This is a genomic window from Sediminibacterium sp. GW821-FHT12F12 (assembly GCF_058806635.1).
The window spans coordinates 166613-184941 of sequence record NZ_JBXAPW010000002.1 but is presented as its reverse complement, the minus strand read 5'-3'; the positions used below and the strand labels follow the sequence as shown (position 1 = coordinate 184941).

The window sequence follows — 18329 nt, the reverse complement described above, 5'->3', positions numbered from 1 at the left end:
GAAAGCAGCCGACTCCAGACTTCTAACTCCAAACCCTATTATCTCTCAAACTGCATCCGCATTCCTTGTTGTGATTCATCAAACACCCCGTTTCCATAAACAAGGTGTCCGTTTACAAAGGTATGCGTAACAGATGCAGGGAAATGAAAACCTTCGAGGGGGCTCCAGCCGCATTTGTAGAGAATATTTTCCTTGGTTACCGTATTGGGCTGGTGCATGTTTACGAGTACCAGATCGGCATGGTAACCTTCGCGGATATAACCGCGTTCTTTGATCTGGAAGCAGGTGGCTACGGCATGGCTCATTTTTTCCACTACTTTCTCAATACTGATCTTTCCTTCTTTTACATAATGCAGCATCAGTTGCAGCGAATGTTGTACCAGCGGCAGACCGGCATGTGCATGTTCATAGTCTTCCTGTTTCTCTGCCCAGGTATGCGGGGCATGATCGGTGGCAATGATATCCAGCCTGTCATCCAGCAATCCTTCCCACAAAGCTTTGCGGTTATGCGGGGCTTTGATGGCAGGGTTACATTTGATCTGGTTACCCAGTGTTGCATAATCATCGCTGGTAAAATGCAGGTGATGCACACACACTTCGGCTGTAATTCTTTTCTCTGCCAGTGGACGCATATTACTGAACAGCTGTAATTCTTTTTCTGTGCTGATGTGCAGTATGTGCAAGCGGCTGTCGAATTTCTTGGCATACTGGATGGCGCGGAACGAAGATTCAAAACATCCTTCCTCATTACGGATGATGGGATGATCGGATGGTTCCAGTTTGGCCTTGCGGCTTTTCAGTGCCTGCAGGTTGGCTTTGATGATGGCTTCATCCTCACAATGTGTAGCAATCAGCAGTTCGGTTCCCGCAAAGATCTTTTCCAGTACCAGGGGATTATCCACCAGTAAATTACCAGTGGATGAACCCATGAATATTTTTACGCCACAGATCTGCTGTTTCTTTTCATTGGTTCTGAGTACCTCTTCCAGGTTATCGTTCGAAGTGCCCATGAAAAAAGAGTAGTTGGCCAGTGAGGTATTGCGTGCGATCTCATATTTATCTTCCAGTAACGCATGGGTAAAAGCGGGCGGACTGGTATTCGGCATTTCCATAAAAGCTGTAACACCACCGGCAACAGCCGCTTTGGCTTCGGTGTAGATGGTGGCTTTGTGTGTAAGTCCCGGTTCCCGGAAATGCACCTGGTCATCTATCACCCCCGGTAACAGGTACTGACCGGTAGCAATGATCTCACTACTGTTCTCTTTGAGGCTGATGCTGTCTGCCATCTTTTCGATTCTACCGTTCTTGATCAGCAGGTCCGTGTGAACCTGTTTTCCCTCATTCACGATGCAGGCATCTTTCAGGATATATGTTCTCATAGTTGCAATTTATTAAATAAGGGGAAGAAATCGTGAATTGTCAATGGTCAATCGTGAATCGTCAGTAGTGAGTAGGGAGTAGGGAGTAGGGAGTGTTGAGGGATATAAGATGGACAGTGCAGTGGTCAGGGTTAATACTCACGACTGACCACTCACGACTCACGGCTCCCCCCTCAATCCTCAAAATGGATCGAAAAAACGATCATGCGCGAGAGGATCTGGTCGAGGACGCGGGAATATTTTAGGTTGGGATCTACCTGGTGAATATTGGTTAACCCATTGCTGATCTTGATCTCGGGCGAGATAGTAACAAAAGGCAGGTAAAAATTAAAACCCACGCCCAGCTCAAAACCAATATCATTTTTTTTGATCTTGATGATATCATCCACGTTACGGGCAGTAGAGTTACTGGAAAGGTCTGAATCGAATTTGATCCCTCCCAGCAGGTAAGTTCTGAAATTGCCGATACGATCGGAGTTGAATTTTAGCTGAAACGGGAAACTGACCAGTGTGGAGGGTAGTGTCTGGTTCTGAAAAGAAGCTTCGCCCGGTTTGGTTTTGCTGAGAGTGTAGGCAATGTATTTGGATCCGCCAATGATCAGCTGCGGATTAGCGCGTATCTGCCAGTGATCGCTTAACCGCGCCGTGGCCATCAATCCCATGGCAATACCGCCACTGGAGCCGGGTTCGGCAGACATAATGGTATCGTTCTGCAGAAAATTAGGTGCTTTGTTGATATGCAGAAAGGAGTAATTATAACCGAGGGTAAGCCCGAAATAATAGACCAGATCGTCGTGGTTACGACGATAAATCTCCTTTTGTGCAGACACTTGAGAGGCACAGAGAAGAATAACAATGAATGACAGGATTACTTGCTTCCGCAGTAAATAGTGCATATTCCGAAACTGAGTTTTTTCAAATAAGTTTGGGTAAATCCTGCTTCATTCATGATGTTTAAAAAAGTTTGTCCTTCGGGAAAGGCTTGAACACTATCGTTCAGGTATTGGTATGCGTCTTTGTTCTTTGCAAATAATTTTCCGATGGCGGGGGTTACTTTGTTCATGTAAAAATTGAACAATACCGATAAAATACCTGCATCTGCTTTCGAGAATTCCAGTACCACCAGTTTACCGCCGGGCCTTAATACACGGTGCATTTCCTGTAACCCTTTTTCGAGGTTCTGGAAATTACGGACGCCGAAAGCTACGGTGATGGCATCAAAACGATTGTCTTCAAAACGGATCACTTCACTATCGCCTTTCTGCAGTTCTATTTTACCGGACAGCCCCAGTTTTTCAATCTTCTTCCTTCCCAGTTCCAGCATCCCTTCCGAAATATCAATGCCGGTGATCTTTTCGGGGTGCAGCATACTCCAGGTAAGTATGGCTACATCTCCGGTTCCGGTGGCTACATCCAGGATCTGTTTGGGTGCCAGGCTTTTGAGCTGGCTGATCGCTTTTTTCCGCCACCACACATCAATACCCACACTCAGGAAACGGTTCATAAAATCATAGCGGTAAGCAATGCTGTTAAACATATCCGCTACCTGCTCTTTCTTCTCCTGCTGGCTGTGTTGGTAAGGAACTACCTCATCGTGCGCAAATTTCGCCATAGAGAGCGAAGATATTGAATTTCTGCTGCCTGCACCTTTGTGTTCAGGGGTTTGGGCCCGCCAGCGGGTTAATATTTCGCAAAATTTGACCCGGAAGCGGGTTTCTTTTCCGCTGTAGATGATTTTGGCCTCATTATCTTCGTAGTTCTATGAGAGCGCGCATTTATAAATCAACCGGTTCCTGGTATGTGGCCAAAGCGGCAGACGGGAAACTGTATAATGCCCGTATCAAGGGAATTTTCAAGATCGATGAGATCACTTCCACCAATCCCATTGCCGTGGGCGATGAGGTAGAAATGGTGATCGAAGACGTGCAGGAAGAATCGGCCATGATCGACCGGATCTACGACCGTAAGAACTATGTGGCCCGGGTATCGCCGCACAACAAGCGCCAACATCATATCATTGCTTCCAATCTTGACCAAAGCATCCTGTTTGCCACTTTAAAAGAACCCAAAACCTCACAGGGTTTTATAGACCGCTTCCTGATCTCCTGCGAATCCTATCATATCCCCGCCATTATCGTATTCAATAAAGCGGATCTCTATAAGAAAAAAGAAATGGAGAAGTTTGAGCTGTTGAAAGAGATCTATGAAACAATTGGCTATAAAGTTGTGTTGGCCAGTGTACAAACCGGGCAGGGCGTAAATGAAGTAAAATCTTTATTAAAAGATAAGACCACTTTGCTCAGTGGCCATAGCGGCGTGGGTAAATCTACTTTCATCAATGCCGTATTTCCCCGGTTTAACCTGCGCACGCAGGAAGTGAGCGGCTGGAGTGGGAAAGGCCTGCATACCACCACTTTTGCAGAAATGTTTGATCTGGATGGTGGCGGACAGATCATTGATACACCCGGTGTACGTGAGTTTGGGCTGGTAGATATTCCCAAACAGGAACTTTCTCATTTTTTCCCCGAAATGAGGGTATTGATCAATGATTGCCAGTTTAATAACTGCATGCACATTAATGAACCTGGTTGTGCGGTAAAAGCGGCGGTAAATGCGGGGACGGTTTCGGTAGACAGGTACGCGAGTTATTTAACCATTCTCGATACCATTGAAGAGTATTTGTATTAAATCGCTTCAACAGTCGTAATAGCCCAGTAACTGGTAAGTCTTTTTCTCCTTTCCTCTCCTGATCTCCAGTGTAGCTGTTTTGATGAAATATTCGAGATCTATCCTCCTGATTTCTGTTGATTGAAAGCGGATCGTATAACCATGTCCCGAAAAAAGCATGGTGGTCTGTTTGCCCTTTGTTTCGGTTTGCATTTTGTGAAAGAACAGGGTTTGTCCGTTGATCTTTAAAATCGTTGTATCATTCAGATTTGTAAAAAGTACCATCTTATGCTGGCGGAAAGCGAGGGTATCAAATGCGTACCGCTCTGCGCAGTCATATTTTAGCTGTCCGGGTATAACGGCGTCGTCAAAATAACCCAGTATAATTTTCTTCGATTCCGGCTGCAGAAATGAAGGCAGGGGATGGGTAGTATCTTTCAGATGATCGGAAGATACCGGCATACCCATGTGTAACAGAACCAGCAGCGCAGCGATCCATTTCATGCAAAACAGTGGTTGAATGATGAGTGATTATTTTGCTCCGGGGGCATCATTGTTTTCGCTGAACCAGGAGGCGTATTTCACATAGTTATTGGCGATGCGGTCTATTTCGCCATGTACCAGCTCCTGCGAAATATCTTTTACTTTTCTGGCGGGCACCCCGGCATAAATGCTGCCCGCTTCTACCACCGTATCTTCCAGTACCACGGCACCTGCCGCAATGATGGAGTTTTTGTGCACAATACAGCGGTCCATGACGATAGCACCCATGCCAATCAATACATCATCCTGGATGGTACAGCCGTGTACCATGGCGTTATGACCGATGGATACATTATTACCGATGACGGTAGCATTTTTCTGGTAGGTACAATGGATAATGGCACCATCCTGCACATTTACTTTATTGCCCATTCTGATCGAGTTTACATCGCCCCGGATCACGGCATTGAACCATACACTACAATCTTCACCCATGACCACATCGCCAACAATTGTAGCATTGGGTGCCACAAAACAATTTTCGCCGAATTGAGGGTGTTTACCGAGAACAGAAAGTATCAGTGCCATAAGGGTAGAAGTTTAATGCAGTACTAAGTTGACAGTTTTGTGAAATGAAGGTAACTTTATTACAAGAATTAAGCAATTACCCTTTTTAAAATCGGTCAGCAGCCCACCCAAATGAATAACAAACAATTATTTCTCAGTCATATCGCACAAACATCTCCCGCACCCATCGGTATTGAAATGGTAAAAGCGGAGGGGATCTATCTGTGGGATAAGGATGGGAAAAAGTATGTGGACCTGATTGCGGGTTTCAGTGTATGTAATATCGGTCACTCTCATCCCAAAGTGGTCAAAGCGGTGCAGGAGCAGGCGGCACAGTATATGCACCTGATTGTGTATGGTGAGTTTATTGAATCGCCGCAGATCACTTATGCCAAACTGCTGACAGATCTGTTACCGCCCTCATTAAACTGTGTTTACTTCACGAACAGCGGGGCCGAAGCCACCGAGGGAGCTATGAAACTGGCCAAAAGGGTTACGGGCCGGTCAAAGATCATCGCTTTTAACAAAGCTTACCATGGCAGTACACAAGGTGCGTTAAGTGTGATGGGAGATGAGTACTGGCGTAATGCTTTTCGTCCATTGTTGCCGGATGTATATCATTATGATTACAATGATGATGCAGTGCTGTCTGAGATCGACTCACGCACCGCCTGTGTGATGGTAGAAACGGTGCAGGCAGAAAGTGGTATTACCGCTCCTTCCAAAGAATGGTTGCAGGCTATCCGTCAAAAATGTGATGCGCATTGTGTGTTATTGATTCTGGATGAGATCCAGGCCGGTTTTGGCCGTACGGGTTCGCTCTGGGCTTTTGAACAAATGGGCATTGTGCCGGATATTCTCTTGCTGGGCAAGGCCCTGGGTGGAGGCATGCCACTGGGTGCTTTTATAGCCAGCCAGCGTATGATGCATACCCTTACTTACGATCCTGTATTGGGGCATATCACCACATTTGGTGGTCACCCGGTTTCTTGTGCTGCCGGTAAAGCGGCACTGGAAGTATTGCTGGATGGGAATTATATCAAATCCGTGAGTGAAAAAGAAACAGTACTGCTGAAACAGCTCGTTCATCCCGCGATCATCTCCCGGCAGCACTGTGGGTTGTGGATATCATTGCAATTTGCTTCCGAAAAACTGGCGCAGTCTGTGGTTCATCAGTGTGTACGAAATGGATTGATCACAGACTGGTTTGTATTTGCCCCCGACCGTTTACGTATTGCCCCACCCCTGATCATCACAGAAGCAGAACTAACAGAAGTTTGCGCTACCATCCTGAGAAGTATTGATGAGATAATCAAAAATGAACATTGAAATCAGGTATTCTAACAAGCCTCGCCCTTCAATTACTAATTAACCTTACAGGTATCCATCCTGCAAAACCTGCTATATAATTTTTCATACAGAGGAATGATGTTCTTGATATCAAAACGGCAAGCCTGTTTATAAGCGGCTTCTTTCATTTCAGCCAGTTTAGCGTCATCTTTCAAAAGGTCTATAGCATAACGGCTCATACCGGCCACATCTCCTACATCGGCCATGAAACCGGTTTGTCCCTGAATATTGATTTCAGATAAACCGCCTGCGTTGGTACTGATCACTACGGCTCTGGCTGCCATGGCTTCGAGCGCTGCCAGACCGAAACTTTCATATTCAGAAGGCAGCACAAACACATCGCTTACAGCCAGGATATCTTCCATCTGCTCCTGTTTGCCCAGAAAACGGATATCTTCTTCCAGACCGAGCGCGCGGCCCATTTCTTCGGCGGTATGTCTTTCCGGACCGTCGCCCACCATCAATAGTTTGGCTGGCATTTCTTTGCGAACGGCTGCAAAAACATGAATTACATCATCCACTCTTTTTACTTTCCGGAAGTTGGAAGCGTGTATCAGTATTTTTTCGCCGGCAGGCGCGATCACTTTACGAAAAGCATCGATCGGTTTTTTATTAAAACGTGCCACATCTACAAAATTGTGGATCACTTCTATCTCTTTATGAATGGCGAATGATTTGTAGGTTTCGTCTTTCAGGTTCTGCGATACAGCCGTGATAGCATCGCTCTCGTTGATGGAGAAAGTGACTACGGGTTCATAGGTTTTGTCTTTACCAACCAGTGTAATATCAGTACCATGCAGGGTGGTGATCACCGGTACATTACGTCCATTCTTGGTTTTTACGATCTGCTTGGCCATATAGGCGGCAGATGCGTGTGGGATGGCATAGTGTACATGCAGCAGGTCTAGATCATGGTTCATGATTACATCCACCATGGTACTGGCCAGTGCCACTTCGTAAGGCGGATAATCAAACAACGGGTAAGTGGGTACCCTTACTTCATGGTAAAAAATATTCGCATTAAACACATTTAAACGAACTGGCTGTTGATAAGTGATGAAGTGCACTTCGTGTCCCTCATCGGCCAAAGCCTTGCCCAGCTCTGTGGCCAAAACGCCACTACCACCAAAAGTGGGGTAACAAACAATGCCTATACGCATACAAAAATAAATTTCAGGATAGCCGCAGAAACTGCCCCCCGGCCAGCCAATTGTATTGCAAGTAACCATTTTTTCTCCATAACAGCTTTCCGTTTATCCCTCTTGTTCAAATACCACAAATGGTTAACTTTAGCGTTATGAAAAAACTCTCCATAGCCTTACTCTTCTTACCACTGGTAAGTATGGCCCAATCGGGCGATGAGGCCACGATCAAACAGCTCTCAGACGAGATATTACGTAACGGTACCGCTTACGACCTGCTTCGCCAGCTTACCAAAGACATTGGCGGCAGGTTATCCGGCTCGCCCCAGTTTGCCAAAGCGGTGCAGTGGGGTAAGGTTACCATGGAACAGCAGGGAGCGGATAAAGTGTACCTGCAGGAGTGTATGATCCCGCATTGGGTTCGGGGCGGACAGGATCAGGCCAGCCTGATAGAGATCAACAAAAAGAAAGCCAACCGTAAACTGGATGTACTGGCGCTGGGCAATTCGCTCGGCAGTGGAACCGTTACGGGCGAATTACTGGCGGTTGCCAATTTTGATGAGCTGGAGAAAAGAAAGGATGAGGTAAAAGGCAAAATCGTTTACTATAACAACGGCTTCAATCCCACCAATATCAAACCCTTTGTTTCGTATGGCGAAGCAGGAATTTACCGCCGCTGGGGTGCCAGCCGAGCCGCCAAATATGGAGCGGTGGGGGTGATGATCCGCTCATTAACCGAATCTACCGCCAATGATCCGCATACAGGTGGTATGGCATATATCGATTCTTTTCCCAAGATCCCGGCTATTGCCGTGGGACCGAGAGATGCGGATGAGGTATGGGCCATGAGTAAAACCGGTTCTATGAAACTGTCGATGACCACCAACGGGCATTTTCTACCCGATACCATCGGTCATAATGTGATTGGTGAATTAACCGGCACTGAATTTCCAGACCAGATCATTACGGTTGGTGGTCACCTGGATAGCTGGGATGTAAATGAAGGAGCACACGACGATGGCACCGGCATAGTACATACCATAGAAGTGATGCGCGCCATGAAAGCCATCGGCTATAAACCCAAACATACTATCCGCTTTGTTTTGTTTGCCAATGAAGAAAACGGGCTGCGCGGTGGAAGCAAATATGCGGCCGAGGCAAAAGCGAAGGGCGAAAAACATGTGTTTGCACTGGAAAGTGATGCCGGCGGTTTTACGCCAAGAGGGTTCTCTATCCAGGCCAGCAAAGAACAAATGGAGAAACTGCGTAGCTGGATTCCACTGCTTTCTCCTTATGGATCTTTTGAGATAACAGCAGATGGGGGTGGGGCAGATATTGGCCCGCTGAACCGCACATTCGGCATACCTGTAGGAGAACTGCTCCCTGATCCGCAGCGTTATTTCGATATACACCATGCCCGCAGCGATGTATTTGAAAATGTAAACAAGCGCGAATTAATGCTGGGAGCCGTTAACATGGCGGGATTAATCTACCTTGTAGACAAATACGGTTTATAATGAGAAAGATTCTTTGGTCTGTAAGTGCTATCGTACTGGTAGTATTGATCATCTTCTGTTACTGGCGGTTTTATTTTGTACTGGCAGAAGGTACGCAGGCGGGTACGCTGAACATCTTTCAGAAAAAAGGGATCCTTTTCAAAACCTATGAAGGCAAAATTATCCTGAGCGGCTTTAAAGCCAATGTACAGAGCAATGAATTCTCGTTCAGTGTAACCAAAGAAAATGTAGCACAGCAATTACTCCAGGTTTCAGGCAGGGAAGTGAATGTTCATTACCACCAGTATTTCGGCTCCCTGCCCTGGCGGGGCATGCAGAAATTTATTGTTGACAGTATTTATGAAGTGAGGGGATTGCCGGGAGAATCGGTGGTGAAACCGAAGTAGTGAGTGGTGAGTAGTCAATAGGAAGTAAAACACTGACCACTCACTACTGACTACTCGCAATCACCCATGCAATAAAAATATCGCCAGTCTTTTATGAATATCCGGTACCTGTTGTTTCCACTGTTTTATAGAACGGGTGCGGATGGTTTCAGATGGGGCGGTAATATCAACGGCAATGCATAAGCGCGTTTCTTCGCGGCAGCTGTCGAGGATGTCTTTAATAAGGGGATTATTCCGGTAAGGGGTTTCAATAAATAACTGGGTACAGTTCCTTTTCTGCGAATCGGCTTCCAGTTCCCGTATTTTCTTTTTCCTTTCCAGCGAATCTATCGGCAGGTATCCATGAAACTGGAAACACTGTCCGTTCATACCACTGGCCATTAATGCGAGCAGGATGGAGCTGGGTCCTACCAGGGGTTTTACCATTGCGCCGGACTGCTGGGCAGTTTCTACTAAAATTTGTCCTGGATCGGCTACACCCGGGCAACCAGCTTCACTGATGATCCCGATATGTTTACCGGCTTTTAATGCCTGCAGAAACTGTGCTTTAACGGCATCTTCCGCTTTGTGAATGGCGAACCACTGGTAATCATCGATCACCATTTCGCGCCAGAGTTTTTTTAAAAAACGGCGCGCTGTTTTTTCGTTCTCCACAAAAAATACGGAACAATCTTTCACGGCGTCCAGCAGATAAGCGGGAATGGTTTCCAGCGCGTCTTCATGTAATACGGTAGGAATCAGGTATACTTTGCCGGAACTCATAAGATATGCTTAACGTTTAGAGGTATTATTTCTCCGCCTGCTTTAAAGGATAGATGCTTAAGGTAGCCGCAATCACTGAATAGGCCGGCGCCAATACCCAACCCACAACGGGTACCAGGTGCATCATGTAAAAAATCAGTCCGTTACCTACGGCCAGTCCTTTGTGGTTACCTATAAAGAAAATGCTTTCTGCCGGTGTGCGTTTATGTCTTTCCATACTGTAGTCCAGCATGGAAAAACCATAATAATAACATTCTACCAGTACGGCAAGTATGGGCGTTAACCAGCCTATCAAGGGGATTAGACTCAACAATAAAATAGAAAGGGTATATACCGTTTGCCAGAGACTGTTCCTCGCAGCTATTACAATCCCTCTTTTGATATCCTTCAATAATTGTGTAAAGCTGAACGGGAAGTCCTTGCCCTCGATGATTGCTTCTGTTTTCTCGCTCAGGTAAGCGAAAAGCGGGGAGCCCACGATCAGAAATACATATTTGAAGAGGGAGAAATAGAACAGCATCAGGATAAGCCATAAAAGCAGGTTGCCCATGATAAAAAGGAAACCCAGAAAACTGTTGTTTAACCGGTTTAACCAGCTTGACAGCCCGGTACGGTAACTCATCCACTCAAAGAATTCAGTGGAAGTTGAGCTGAAAAAGTACATGCCAATGGCAAACAGGGTAGCATAGATGATACCGGGAATCAGGATCCATTTCCACAGTTTATGCTGCTGTATGAACCGGTGAGCCCGGAAAAATGCCTGTATGCCAATGATCATTTCTTTCAGCAAAGCGGATAGGTTTAGTGTGGTAAAGTTAACACAATCCTTAGTTTTATGGGTATGAATGCTATAACGACCTGGCTTGATGATAAATTGCCCATATCATTCTACCGGCAGAAAAATGTGTGTACGGTGGCCAAAACCTTACTGGGTAAGGTATTGGTTACTGCCAATGAGGGAAGGATCACGGCTGGACGTATTGTAGAGACCGAAGCATATAACGGGATCGTTGATAAAGCCTCACATGCATGGAATGGACGCCGTACAGACCGCACGGAGATCATGTATGCACCGGGTGGTGTATCTTATGTATATCTGTGTTATGGGATCCATCATTTATTCAATGTGGTTACCAACGAGGCAGACATACCCCATGCGGTGCTGATCAGGGCGTTGGAGCCTTTGGCGGGAGTGGAATATATGTTAGAACGTACCCGGAAAATGAAACTTGATTTTTCTTTAACCCGTGGCCCGGGGAATTTGACCAAAGCTATGGGTATCCGAACGGAACATAGTGGTGTTAGTCTGCAGGAAAAGGAACTGTTTATCGCTGCTGATGAATTTATACCTAAGCCATCGCAGATAATGGCAACACCGAGAATTGGCGTAGATTATGCGGGTGAAGATGCAGCTTTGCCATATCGGTTTATTATAAAAGACAGTAACTGGGTTAGTGGCAAACGTTCCTGAAAAGGCAACGATTTTTCACTGTATAAATGTAAATTCTATGATAAAGTATTGTTGTATCTGTTTGGTAACATTAATGCTGGCAACTGTTTCTTTTGCACAACCGCCGGGCAAACTGATCCGGTTCAGCTCGGCTAATGCCATGTTTCCGGATACGGCCCGGGCCAATGGCCATACTTATAACGGGAAATACTATGATGCAGCCACCCATTACAGTGATAGCAGTATTCTCGTGTATATACCCACTCATTTTTCACCACAGAAAATAACCAACCTGATTTTCTGGTTTCATGGCTGGGGTAATAATATTGACTCTGCATTAAAACAGTATGATGTGCTGGAACAACTGGAGGCGTCTGGTAGAAATGCCATTTTTGTTTTTCCGGAAGGGCCTAAAAATGCACCAGACAGTTATGGTGGTAAACTGGAACAGCCAGCTGTATTTCAGGCATTGGTAAAAGAAATCGAAGACAAACTGAAAGAGAACAGGATCATTGAAAAGAAGAAGACATTCAATATCGATCGTTATTCGATTACATTGGCCGGACATAGCGGGGCTTACCGGGTCATCAGCCGGATCCTTAATCAATCGCCCGTGCAGGAAGTGATCCTTTTTGACGCGATGTATGGTGGTAACGAGCAATATCTCCAGTGGCTATCTGTTCCGGAACATCGTTTCATTCATATTTATACCAAAGATGGCGGCACGTTTGATAACAGCCGGCTGATCATGCGCACACTAACAGATTCGCTGCACATCCCTTTTTTCTCGGGTGATGAAGAAAATGTGAGTGATGCCGAATTAAAGAAACATCATAAACTCTTTATTTACAGTAGTAAAAAGCACAACGAAGTGATTACCCATAACCGAAACTGGGAAAGATTTTTGCGGCATATACCTGCTGAGAAATAGTATAAATACGCTACCATAGGCCAATCATTTCTGTTAGTTTAACGCATTAAATCTGTTATATGCGTAAAACAACCCAGACTTACCCAGTAGAAGTAGTAGAACGGATCTTTTATGTACGGGCGCAGAAAATCATGCTTGATTTTGATCTTGCACAGATGTATGGTGTAGAAACGAGGGCTTTAAAACAAGCGGTAAAACGTAACCTGGATCGATTCCCGAAAGATTTCATGTTTCTGCTTAACCAGGTCGAAATCAAAAACATGGTATCACAAAATGTGATACCATCCCGCAGTATATTGGGTGGTGCAAAACCAATGGCTTTTACCGAACAGGGTGTATCGATGCTTTCTACCGTTTTACAGAGTAAAAGAGCTATTAAAGTGAATATTACCATCATGCGTGCCTTTGTACAAATGCGTCAATTAATAGAAGGGAATAAAGAACTGGCAAAAAAGATCGGAGAACTTGAAAAAAAATATGATGGTCAGTTTAAAATGGTATTTGATGCCATCAAAACACTGATCCATCAAAAACAACAACCCCGCGAGCGAATTGGATTTCTCAAAGATAAATTATGATAAAGGGGTATCACAATCTGTGATACCCCTTTATCATAATCACACGCAAATCCGTAAAAAAAAGTAGTTAAAATTTAGGGCAATTTACCGGCCTGTCTGTAGACGGTCTATGTATATAAATCAGTGATAACTCAATTCCACCCCTGTTCTGCGAAGCGGTTTTTAAAGAAGAAGAGTTATAATCGTAGGTAAGCCCTAAACGGAAATCGTCAAATTCCAGACCCAGATAAGGGATGATGGCATCGTTAAAACGAACCCAGCTTCCGAAATAAAAACTGGTAGGTTTGGGTGCATCGGGTGTTGCAGATAACTGAATGGCCCCCCCCAACATGGTAGTGGAGGCGCCTCCCTGAAACATTTGTTGTGCACTTACATGTAAAGTAGTGGTTTCTCCTATCGGGAAATATCCCCCTCCATGAAAAGTGGTTCTGGGATTCAGTACATATTGTGCACCCGTAAAAGTTTGTTTGGGCCGGTTTATATGATACATACTCACTCCGAAATAAAAATTATTACGGTCTGATGTACTTCCATTATACAATACCCCCGCATTAACATCTATATAACCAGACTTCAGTGTAGCTCCATTGAATACTTCTGAGGAAACACCGGTAAATCCTGAACTGGTAAGCTGGTCCTCAAATTTGAGGTCAGCCGTATTGATGAGCATATTGGCATAGGTAACCTGAAAACCAGCACCCAGCGAATGAATACCTTCCTCATCCAGTCCCTTATGATAGGCAGTTGATAAGGCGGCATAATTAAATTTCACTGCTCCGTTGGCACTGTTATCATTATAGCCTACCATACCCAACCCCCAGGTATCATTACTGGCGATCTTATTCTGCATGATATGAAAATCTGCAGAAACGGTAGCTGTTGTAAAAGCGTTATTAATAGTAGGCCATTGGTTACGGTAGTTGCCCGCTACCCTGTAAGACCCGAAAAATTTACCGGTATGGGCCGGATTCAATGTAAGTGGAGAGCTGAAGAACTGTGAGAAATGCGGATCCTGTGCCGAGACATTACCCAGCAAAAAGCAGAAACAGCTAAAAAGAAAACATGTACGTATACCCATCACAGCGCATCGAATTTAACGAATCGGTTGATTTGGCGGGGATTTTATCAGCAATATTATAGCTGTGTTAACGATTTGTTGGCAGAATCTAACGCAGTTTAGAGGGTCAGGATTGCTTTTTAGTACCAAAAGCGAGGTCACCGGCATCACCCAGCCCCGGTACAATATAACCTTTGGCTGTCAATTCATCATCAATATCCCCACACCAGATCATGATATCATTCCCACATTCCCGCTGAATATATTCAATACCCATGGTACAGGCTATGGCCACCACTACATGAATTTCTTTTGGAGTACCCTCATCCTTCATGTACTGTATGGTTTTTACAATAGAAGCACCGGTAGCCAGCATCGGGTCGCAGATGATAATGGTACGGTTATCCAGCGAAGGGCAACTCATATATTCCAGACTGATCTCAAAACTACCATCGCGGTGGTGTTTGCGGTATGCTGAAATAAAGGCATTGTCTGCTTTGTCAAAATAGTTCAGCATCCCGTTATGCATCGGCAAACCTGCCCGCAAAATGGTAGCCAATACAGGCTGCGCTTCCAGTACTTTACTATCGTGCGTGCCTAATGGAGTAGGAATTTCAACGGTTTTGAAAGCCAGTTTTTTACTGATTTCATAAGCGGCCACTTCGCCGATACGCTCCAGGTTGCGGCGGAAACGCATACGGTCTCCCTGTACATTAACATCTCTGAGTTCAGAAACCCAGTTACTTACGAGACTGTGTTGATCGCTTAAATTAACTATCATGGTACCAGGGAATTACGGGGTAATTGATGCCCCAAAACTAAATTCTATCAGCGGGAATGGGAAATTTAAGTTTTAGGCCCAACCAGCCGGGTTTTCTTAACAATCCAGTGCGGGATTTATTGATTATTTTGATGGCTGAAAACATAACCGATGAAAAGAGTTTTACTGGTAGTTACCCTGGTCATTTTTCTTTTTTCATGCAAAGACACCAAAAAAGAGAAAAAATTTGATGCCGAATCTTATGAAAAAGTAAAAGAAACACTGGCCGAAAAGGAAAAAAATAACCCCGCCCGTTTTCTGGTGGTGAATAACCGCGACCGGAAAAACCTGATTGGCCAGACAGTGGTCATTGGCACACTCACCAACCAGGCTACCGTTTGCTGGTACAAAGATGTGGAACTGAAACTCTCTTTCTTCAGCAAAACCGGTGTAAAGCTGGATGAGGGCCTGGAAACGGTTTACGAAAATATCGGCCCCGGTAAAACCATCAAATTCAAAACACGCTATTTTGCACCCAAGGGTACGGACAGTGTTGCGGTATTGGTTACCAAAGCCGTAGGTGATATCTCTATGGCCAAATAAGGATGAGTTTATTCTACGAACGAAAAGGTATCACCATCAAACAAACCCTTATCGCTCAGTTTCAGGTGTGGAATCACCAATAAAGCCATAAAACTCAGTGTCATAAAGGGAGCACCCAGCGATGAGCCCAGCGATTTTGCCATGGCATCTATCTCTGTATAAGCAGCGGCTACCTGGTAACCGTCGTTGGCACTCATTAACCCGGCTACGGGTAAACCCAATACTTTTTCCTGCCTGTTGTTCACACAACTTACACCGCCACGTTCTACAATAACCAGGTTAATCGCTTTGGCCAGGCTTTCATCATCTACCCCTACTGCCACAATATTATGGCTGTCGTGCGCCACAGACGAAGCAATAGCCCCTTCTGTAAATCCAAAATTCCTGATAAAACATTTAGCTATGGGAGCCGAATGGTATCGGTTGATGACCACCATTTTTAAAATATCGTTTTCCGTATCGCTTACCCAGGTGCCGTTATTTTCTTTACCGGGAAGTTCCAGTCGGTTGGTGATCAGTTGTCCATCCAGTGCTTCCATCACCGGAATATTTCCCTTAGCGGATGGATAGGCTGCTTTCGAAACCACCAACTGTTCTGCCGTTACCGGCAAACAATCGAACTGGTTAATGGGGGTACTGGGTACAGAACGAATAAAAGACTGTCCGTTCTCCGCTACCAGTTTACCATCGATATAAGTCTGTTTGATTTTGAAATGCACCAGGTCTTCTGCCACAATAAAATCTGCCGGATCACCTACCCTTAGCAGACCAATATCCAGTTTATAATGTAGTACCGGGTTTACACAGGCGGCACGGACTACATTAAAAATATCATGCCCCTTGGCAATAGCACGGGCACAGAGTTGGTTCAGGTGGCCGTCTACCAGGCTATCGGGGTGTTTATCATCGCTGCAGAACATGATCATACCGGGATGATCTTCCAGCAATTCTATCAGGGCCTCAAAATTTTTCGCCGCACTTCCTTCCCTTATCAGGATCTGCATGCCGTGCGAAAGTTTGTCAACCGCCTCTTCTTTCATAAAACATTCATGGTCGGTAGAAATACCAGCTTCAATATATTTTTTGGCCTGTTCCCCTCTCAATCCGGGCGCATGACCATCTACCGGTTTACCGGCTGCGTGGGCGGCTGCGATCTTTTTCATCACTTCCGGGTCTTTGTATAAAACACCGGGGAAGTTCATCATCTCACTCAGGTATTTGATCTCATCTTTGGCCAGTAGTGTTTTTACATCATCGCTGTTCAATGCCGCACCGGCTGTTTCAAAAATGGTGGCCGGCACACAGCTGGGTGCACCAAAATTGAATTTGAAAGGAACCTGTTTGCCATTATCGATCATGAATGCAACACCCTCCATACCACATACATTGGCAATCTCGTGCGGATCACTGACAGTACCCACCGATCCGTGCACCACGGCCAATCTGGCAAATTCGCTGGGGATCAGCATACTGCTTTCAATGTGTACATGACTATCTACAAAACCCGGTAAGAGGAATGTACCGACTGTCAATCCCTCTTCGCCGATTGGGGTAATGGAACTGATCAGTCCGTTCTCTACTTTTATCTCTGCGGGATAGATGGCTTTTTTCCAGACATCTACCAGTTTACCCGTAACCGTGAATGAACTTTTCTGCATAACCTGGGGTTATCTTAAATGAAATATAAAATCTGAAGCATCTGTTCCTTCACCGGTTTCAGCCGGTATCTTTAGAAACGCTAAACAAAATTACTATATGAAAAAATTATTCGCCGGTTTGTTTTTGATGATGCTGGCCTTACAGGTGCAGGCACAAACCGTAGAAGAAGTACTCGGGAAATATGTAGAAGCTGCGGGCGGCCGCGAAAAACTGGAAGGCATCCGTTACCTCGAAGTGCTGAGCAACGTGAAAATGGGTGTGATGGGTCAGAATATCGAACTGCCGCTGACACTGGTACGCGAAAAGGGAAAACTGTTTCGCCGCCAGGTAGGAGGTGTGATGGGCATGGGCGATAGTTTTACGATGGTTACGGATACCTCGGGCGTGATCTATGTACCCGCCATGCGTGGCTTTGGTGGCAGGGGAGGTGGCGGTTTTGATGGAATGCCACAAGGCAATGAACCCACCATTACCCGGATGCAACCTGCAGAAGTAACTGCCCAGCAATACGAACTGGATTGTGCAGGTGCTTTTGGCGAACTGGTGAACTATGCTGCCAAAGGACATACGGCCGAATTACAGGGAACAGAAAAAGTTAACAAACTACCCTGCTACAAAGTAAAAATGACTTTGAAAACAGGGCAAACAGTTACCTACTTTATTGATGTGCAAACCTCGTTGGTTAAAAAAGTAGAAGCCACTGGTGATATGGCCCTCAACCTGACAGGTTTTGGTCCGATGATGAAAGCGTTCGGCAGCCGTATCGGAAAAGATACCAAAGCAACCCTGCTGGTAAAAGAGTACAAGGATTTCAAAGGGATCCAGTATCCCGTTAAAACCCTGCTCAGTTTTGGCCCGGTAGAAACAGAAGTGGAAAACCTGACAGTGAACATCAATGAAGGATTGGAAGAGAAGTGGTACCATGTAAAGTAGAATAGTCTGGTCAGTTACCTAAGCGTGCCTTTGTGGCTTTGTGTGAGATTTACGCACTAAGCCGCAAAGGCTTTTTACATTACTGAAACCAATTTTTTTGTCAGG

Annotated in this window: 20 protein-coding genes; 9 read left to right on the top strand and 11 right to left on the bottom strand. The window is 45.3% G+C overall.

From position 1 onward, the window contains the following. Positions 1-38: 38 nt before the first annotated feature. The 3 genes from AC1RNB_RS03375 to ubiE all read right to left on the bottom strand — a co-directional run bounded on the left by AC1RNB_RS03375 (position 39) and on the right by ubiE (position 2991). Positions 39-1379 carry a dihydroorotase gene (locus AC1RNB_RS03375; protein WP_493080706.1) on the bottom strand — a complete coding sequence of 447 codons (1341 nt, stop codon included), beginning with the start codon at positions 1377-1379 and terminating at the stop codon, positions 39-41. A gap of 173 nt (positions 1380-1552) precedes the next feature. Next, the gene (gene porT / locus AC1RNB_RS03370) at positions 1553-2275 is read right to left on the bottom strand and encodes a type IX secretion/gliding motility protein PorT/SprT (protein WP_493080704.1); all 723 of its coding nucleotides are present in this window, start codon (positions 2273-2275) and stop codon (positions 1553-1555) included. Further along, on the bottom strand, positions 2248-2991 hold the full coding sequence (ubiE, locus tag AC1RNB_RS03365) for a bifunctional demethylmenaquinone methyltransferase/2-methoxy-6-polyprenyl-1,4-benzoquinol methylase UbiE (protein ID WP_493080702.1): 744 nt from the start codon (positions 2989-2991) through the stop codon (positions 2248-2250). Before ubiE ends, porT begins: the two co-directional genes overlap by 28 nt. 149 nt (positions 2992-3140) lie before the next feature. Here ubiE and rsgA point away from each other — a divergent pair, with 149 nt between their 5' ends. After that, positions 3141-4067: a ribosome small subunit-dependent GTPase A gene (rsgA, locus tag AC1RNB_RS03360; protein WP_493080700.1), complete on the top strand. Its 927-nt coding sequence runs from the start codon at positions 3141-3143 to the stop codon at positions 4065-4067. Between the two features lie 6 nt (positions 4068-4073). Here rsgA and AC1RNB_RS03355 read toward each other — a convergent pair whose 3' ends face one another. Further along, on the bottom strand, positions 4074-4550 hold the full coding sequence (locus AC1RNB_RS03355) for a hypothetical protein (protein WP_493080698.1): 477 nt from the start codon (positions 4548-4550) through the stop codon (positions 4074-4076). Between the two features lie 27 nt (positions 4551-4577). Continuing rightward, entirely contained in the window at positions 4578-5117 is a 540-nt protein-coding gene (locus AC1RNB_RS03350; protein ID WP_493080696.1) for a gamma carbonic anhydrase family protein, read from the bottom strand. Between the two features lie 111 nt (positions 5118-5228). Between AC1RNB_RS03350 and AC1RNB_RS03345 the strand changes: the two genes are divergently transcribed. Then, positions 5229-6425: an aspartate aminotransferase family protein gene (locus AC1RNB_RS03345; protein WP_493080694.1), complete on the top strand. Its 1197-nt coding sequence runs from the start codon at positions 5229-5231 to the stop codon at positions 6423-6425. Positions 6426-6460: 35 nt separating this feature from the next. Here the strand turns inward: AC1RNB_RS03345 and bshA are convergent, their stop codons facing one another. After that, the gene (bshA, locus tag AC1RNB_RS03340) at positions 6461-7606 is read right to left on the bottom strand and encodes an N-acetyl-alpha-D-glucosaminyl L-malate synthase BshA (RefSeq protein ID WP_493080692.1); all 1146 of its coding nucleotides are present in this window, start codon (positions 7604-7606) and stop codon (positions 6461-6463) included. Positions 7607-7743: 137 nt separating this feature from the next. Here bshA and AC1RNB_RS03335 point away from each other — a divergent pair, with 137 nt between their 5' ends. After that, positions 7744-9105 carry a M20/M25/M40 family metallo-hydrolase gene (locus AC1RNB_RS03335; protein WP_493080690.1) on the top strand — a complete coding sequence of 454 codons (1362 nt, stop codon included), beginning with the start codon at positions 7744-7746 and terminating at the stop codon, positions 9103-9105. Further along, the gene (locus AC1RNB_RS03330; protein WP_493080689.1) at positions 9105-9491 is read left to right on the top strand and encodes a DUF8785 domain-containing protein; all 387 of its coding nucleotides are present in this window, start codon (positions 9105-9107) and stop codon (positions 9489-9491) included. The genes AC1RNB_RS03335 and AC1RNB_RS03330 overlap by 1 nt, the downstream gene beginning before the upstream one ends. Positions 9492-9551: 60 nt before the next feature. Here the strand turns inward: AC1RNB_RS03330 and AC1RNB_RS03325 are convergent, their stop codons facing one another. Both AC1RNB_RS03325 and AC1RNB_RS03320 read right to left on the bottom strand, forming a co-directional pair. Further along, complete coding sequence (locus AC1RNB_RS03325) at positions 9552-10253, bottom strand: SAM-dependent methyltransferase (RefSeq protein WP_493080688.1); 702 nt, start codon at positions 10251-10253, stop codon at positions 9552-9554. Positions 10254-10278: 25 nt separating this feature from the next. Continuing rightward, positions 10279-11043: an EI24 domain-containing protein gene (locus AC1RNB_RS03320; protein ID WP_493080686.1), complete on the bottom strand. Its 765-nt coding sequence runs from the start codon at positions 11041-11043 to the stop codon at positions 10279-10281. Between the two features lie 51 nt (positions 11044-11094). Here AC1RNB_RS03320 and AC1RNB_RS03315 point away from each other — a divergent pair, with 51 nt between their 5' ends. Genes AC1RNB_RS03315 through AC1RNB_RS03305 form a run of 3 tightly spaced genes read left to right on the top strand, consistent with a single transcriptional unit; the run spans position 11095 to position 13212 of the window. Further along, positions 11095-11724 (top strand): DNA-3-methyladenine glycosylase, encoded by a 630-nt coding sequence (locus tag AC1RNB_RS03315; RefSeq protein ID WP_493080684.1) that lies wholly within the window; start codon positions 11095-11097, stop codon positions 11722-11724. 37 nt (positions 11725-11761) lie between these two features. After that, positions 11762-12634 carry a hypothetical protein gene (locus AC1RNB_RS03310; RefSeq protein ID WP_493080682.1) on the top strand — a complete coding sequence of 291 codons (873 nt, stop codon included), beginning with the start codon at positions 11762-11764 and terminating at the stop codon, positions 12632-12634. Between the two features lie 59 nt (positions 12635-12693). After that, on the top strand, positions 12694-13212 hold the full coding sequence (locus AC1RNB_RS03305) for an ORF6N domain-containing protein (RefSeq protein WP_493080681.1): 519 nt from the start codon (positions 12694-12696) through the stop codon (positions 13210-13212). A gap of 67 nt (positions 13213-13279) precedes the next feature. On the opposite strand, the gene AC1RNB_RS03300 is transcribed toward AC1RNB_RS03305, so the two are convergent. Further along, positions 13280-14290, bottom strand: a complete 1011-nt coding sequence (locus AC1RNB_RS03300; protein WP_493080680.1) for a PorP/SprF family type IX secretion system membrane protein — start codon at positions 14288-14290, stop codon at positions 13280-13282. Between the two features lie 106 nt (positions 14291-14396). Then, complete coding sequence (gene upp, locus AC1RNB_RS03295; protein WP_493080678.1) at positions 14397-15050, bottom strand: uracil phosphoribosyltransferase; 654 nt, start codon at positions 15048-15050, stop codon at positions 14397-14399. 150 nt (positions 15051-15200) lie between these two features. Between upp and AC1RNB_RS03290 the strand changes: the two genes are divergently transcribed. Then, positions 15201-15632: a hypothetical protein gene (locus AC1RNB_RS03290; RefSeq protein WP_493080676.1), complete on the top strand. Its 432-nt coding sequence runs from the start codon at positions 15201-15203 to the stop codon at positions 15630-15632. 8 nt (positions 15633-15640) lie between these two features. Here AC1RNB_RS03290 and ade read toward each other — a convergent pair whose 3' ends face one another. Next, positions 15641-17290, bottom strand: a complete 1650-nt coding sequence (gene ade, locus AC1RNB_RS03285; RefSeq protein WP_493080675.1) for an adenine deaminase — start codon at positions 17288-17290, stop codon at positions 15641-15643. 97 nt (positions 17291-17387) lie between these two features. Here ade and AC1RNB_RS03280 point away from each other — a divergent pair, with 97 nt between their 5' ends. Continuing rightward, on the top strand, positions 17388-18224 hold the full coding sequence (locus AC1RNB_RS03280) for a LolA-like protein (RefSeq protein WP_493080674.1): 837 nt from the start codon (positions 17388-17390) through the stop codon (positions 18222-18224). The last annotated feature ends 105 nt before the right edge of the window (positions 18225-18329 follow it).

Bases quoted from the DNA above. Each gene is read 5' to 3' on its own strand.
- AC1RNB_RS03375 (WP_493080706.1), bottom strand. From the start codon at position 1,379: ATGAGAACATATATCCTGAAAGATGCCTGCATCGTGAATGAGGGAAAA.
- porT (WP_493080704.1), bottom strand. From the start codon at position 2,275: ATGCACTATTTACTGCGGAAGCAAGTAATCCTGTCATTCATTGTTATT.
- ubiE (WP_493080702.1), bottom strand. From the start codon at position 2,991: ATGGCGAAATTTGCGCACGATGAGGTAGTTCCTTACCAACACAGCCAG.
- rsgA (WP_493080700.1), top strand. From the start codon at position 3,141: ATGAGAGCGCGCATTTATAAATCAACCGGTTCCTGGTATGTGGCCAAA.
- AC1RNB_RS03355 (WP_493080698.1), bottom strand. From the start codon at position 4,550: ATGAAATGGATCGCTGCGCTGCTGGTTCTGTTACACATGGGTATGCCG.
- AC1RNB_RS03350 (WP_493080696.1), bottom strand. From the start codon at position 5,117: ATGGCACTGATACTTTCTGTTCTCGGTAAACACCCTCAATTCGGCGAA.
- AC1RNB_RS03345 (WP_493080694.1), top strand. From the start codon at position 5,229: ATGAATAACAAACAATTATTTCTCAGTCATATCGCACAAACATCTCCC.
- bshA (WP_493080692.1), bottom strand. From the start codon at position 7,606: ATGCGTATAGGCATTGTTTGTTACCCCACTTTTGGTGGTAGTGGCGTT.
- AC1RNB_RS03335 (WP_493080690.1), top strand. From the start codon at position 7,744: ATGAAAAAACTCTCCATAGCCTTACTCTTCTTACCACTGGTAAGTATG.
- AC1RNB_RS03330 (WP_493080689.1), top strand. From the start codon at position 9,105: ATGAGAAAGATTCTTTGGTCTGTAAGTGCTATCGTACTGGTAGTATTG.
- AC1RNB_RS03325 (WP_493080688.1), bottom strand. From the start codon at position 10,253: ATGAGTTCCGGCAAAGTATACCTGATTCCTACCGTATTACATGAAGAC.
- AC1RNB_RS03315 (WP_493080684.1), top strand. From the start codon at position 11,095: ATGAATGCTATAACGACCTGGCTTGATGATAAATTGCCCATATCATTC.
- AC1RNB_RS03310 (WP_493080682.1), top strand. From the start codon at position 11,762: ATGATAAAGTATTGTTGTATCTGTTTGGTAACATTAATGCTGGCAACT.
- AC1RNB_RS03305 (WP_493080681.1), top strand. From the start codon at position 12,694: ATGCGTAAAACAACCCAGACTTACCCAGTAGAAGTAGTAGAACGGATC.
- AC1RNB_RS03300 (WP_493080680.1), bottom strand. From the start codon at position 14,290: ATGGGTATACGTACATGTTTTCTTTTTAGCTGTTTCTGCTTTTTGCTG.
- upp (WP_493080678.1), bottom strand. From the start codon at position 15,050: ATGATAGTTAATTTAAGCGATCAACACAGTCTCGTAAGTAACTGGGTT.
- AC1RNB_RS03290 (WP_493080676.1), top strand. From the start codon at position 15,201: ATGAAAAGAGTTTTACTGGTAGTTACCCTGGTCATTTTTCTTTTTTCA.
- ade (WP_493080675.1), bottom strand. From the start codon at position 17,290: ATGCAGAAAAGTTCATTCACGGTTACGGGTAAACTGGTAGATGTCTGG.
- AC1RNB_RS03280 (WP_493080674.1), top strand. From the start codon at position 17,388: ATGAAAAAATTATTCGCCGGTTTGTTTTTGATGATGCTGGCCTTACAG.